Source organism: Streptococcus suis (assembly GCF_002964045.1).
GTDB classification, from domain to species: domain Bacteria; phylum Bacillota; class Bacilli; order Lactobacillales; family Streptococcaceae; genus Streptococcus; species Streptococcus suis_U.
The window spans coordinates 1-264 of record NZ_POPB01000031.1; the positions used below are offsets into that span (position 1 = coordinate 1).

Here is a 264-nt window from a genome sequence, read left to right on the forward strand (position 1 = left end):
TTGACCGTGTGAAACAAGATTTGGAGCGTACACGTGCTCTAGATTTACCAGGAGGCATTGTTCTTGTAGGTGGTGGTGCTATCTTACCAGGAATTACAGAATTGGCCCAAGAAGTGTTTGGTGTTAACACTAAACTTTTTGTTCCAAATCAAATTGGTATCCGCAATCCAGCATTTGCAAGTGTGATTAGCTTTGTTGAGTATGTTGGTGAGTTAGAAGATGTTGAAAATATTGCCCAACATGCAGTAAATGGCGAGACTACCT

General features: G+C 40.9%; 1 pseudogene. It reads left to right on the forward strand.

Features of this window, described 5'->3' with window-relative positions:
* A pseudogene (locus tag C1E99_RS00130) lies at positions 1–264 on the forward strand (cell division protein FtsA); the annotation flags it as partial.